This is a genomic window from Pseudonocardia pini (genome assembly GCF_013870575.1).
In the GTDB taxonomy this organism is placed as follows: Bacteria; Actinomycetota; Actinomycetes; order Mycobacteriales; family Pseudonocardiaceae; genus Pseudonocardia; species Pseudonocardia pini.
In genome coordinates this window covers 1-1,907 of record NZ_JACBXB010000931.1, presented here as the reverse complement: position 1 = coordinate 1,907, position 1,907 = coordinate 1, and the positions used below count along the sequence as shown (strand labels likewise).

Annotated in this window: 2 protein-coding genes; both read right to left on the bottom strand. The window is 75.2% G+C overall.

The annotated features are described in order from the left end of the window. The coding region (gene pelF, locus H5J29_RS30970) for a GT4 family glycosyltransferase PelF (protein ID WP_181784485.1) at positions 1 to 933 on the bottom strand (933 nt) is incomplete at its 3' end. Continuing rightward, positions 930 to 1,907: hypothetical protein (locus H5J29_RS30965; RefSeq protein WP_220188155.1), on the bottom strand; the 978-nt coding region annotated here is incomplete at its 5' end. The genes H5J29_RS30965 and pelF, both read right to left, overlap by 4 nt.

Sequence of the window (1,907 nt, the reverse complement as noted above, 5' to 3'; positions counted from 1 at the left end):
CCGCGCCTCCGGCACCCGCTCCCGCACGGTCGCGAAGGCCCGCAGCAGCACGTGCAGGTCCTTCAGCGGGTCTATCCGACCCGCGAAGACGAGCGTGGGAACCTCGGGCTCGGACTCCAGCACCTCGAGCGGCTCCACGCCGTTGGGCAGCACCCGGACCGCCGCGGCGCCGCCCCGACGGGCCCACCGCGCGTTGAACCGGCTGACCGGCAGCACCTCGTCCGCGCCGCGGTAACCGAGCTCGGTGAGCCGCGCGTAGAAGCCCGCGAGCGCCGCCCTGGCCACCCGCGAGGGCGCCTCCCGGCGGGTGGCGAGCAGCCGTTCCCGCAGGTAGACGCCGTGTTCGGAGAGCACGAGCGGGGTGCCGTGCTCCCACTTGGCGACCAGCCCGAGCAGCGTCCCCGGGCCGTTGGCGGTGGCGTGCACGAGATCGGCGCGCGGTGCGGGCAGCTGCAGCGGGCGCAGGAAGTGCTCCATCAGGTCGGTGACGGCGAGGGCGTCGGCCAGGGTCGGGTCGAGGCCCGGGACCCGACCGGCGACGTCCACGACGAGCTCCACCGCGACCTGGCTGCGCAGGGCCGCGCTCAGCTCGGTCACCCGGGCGAGCTCGCGCAGCGCGCGGACGGCGTCGGCGAACCAGGTGATCGGGCCGTCCCGCAGCACCGCCTCGACCAGGTGCGCGTACGCGGCGACGAACCGGTGGTCAGCCGCCTTGGCCCGACGCACGCGCGGGGGCGCCGCCCACAGCCCCACCCGCTCGGTGCGCACCAGGTTCTCCGGCGCCGGGTAGCGCGCGGGCTCGCGCCCGGACCCGGTCAGCGCGACGACCGAGAACTCCACCTCCGGCAGCCCGCGCACCAGCTGGTCGCACCAGTCGCTCACCCCGCCCGGATGGACCGGGTAGGTGCCCTCGGTGACCAGACAGACCTTCACGCGCCCACCCCCGTCAGTCGCTGCTCCCCCGTCACCGGCACCCACGCGGACCGCGTGGTGCCGTACGCCTCCCCGAACGTCGACCCCGCGGGCACGGTGAACGGCACCAGCCCGTCCCCGACGACGGTGACGGCCCCGTCCTGCAGCCACGCCCGGGTCTCCCCGGCCGCGGCGGCCCAGTCCGCCTGCCGCGTGAGCTCGTCTCGGGTCTGGGTCATCGTCGGCACCAGCAGCGGCCGGGCTCCGGTGTACAGCGCCCCGTAGTCGACGAGCACTCGCTCCAGCAGCGGGTAGAGCGTGCGGTCCTCGGTGAGCTGGGGCTGGTGGACGTAGTGCGGCCGCGGGTCGTTGCCGAGCACGTGCCCCAGCGCCTTCGCCGCCTCCGCAGGGACGATGACCCGCGCGAACGCGGCGGCCGGGTCGGTCGCGTCGATCGCCGGGACGCAGCCGGCGTCGGCCTCGCAGGTCCCGTCGCCGCCGTCGGCGCGGGAGGTGTGGGACCACGCGTACTGGTCGACGGTCTCGGCGTTGGTCGCCGTGTCGTAGTCCAGGTCGATGGGGTGCCGCGGCACCGTGAGCGCGTCGCCGATGGCGCGCTGGGCGGGTTCCTTCGAGGCGTCCGAGGCGATCGCGCGGACGCCCTCGGCCGTGAGCGAGCCCGCCAGCCGGGGGTTGTCCTCGACCATCTCGTCGTCGCCGCGCAGCCCGCTGTGCTCGCCGGTGACCAGCTCGCTCGGGTCGATCGGCAGGCCGTGGAGCCGCGCGAACTCGACGTTGCGGGAGATCTGGGCGTCGATCTCGGAGCCGGGGACGTAGCGCGTCCAGCCGAGGACGGGGACGGTCGCGCAGCGCCACGGCGAGACCGAGTGGTCCCGGACGCAGCCGAGGTACTCGTGGGACCAGGTGTGGTTGAGGAATCCGAAGGAGTCCTTGTGCGCCACGAGCGCCGCGAGCAGCGGGTCCTCCCCCTCGGG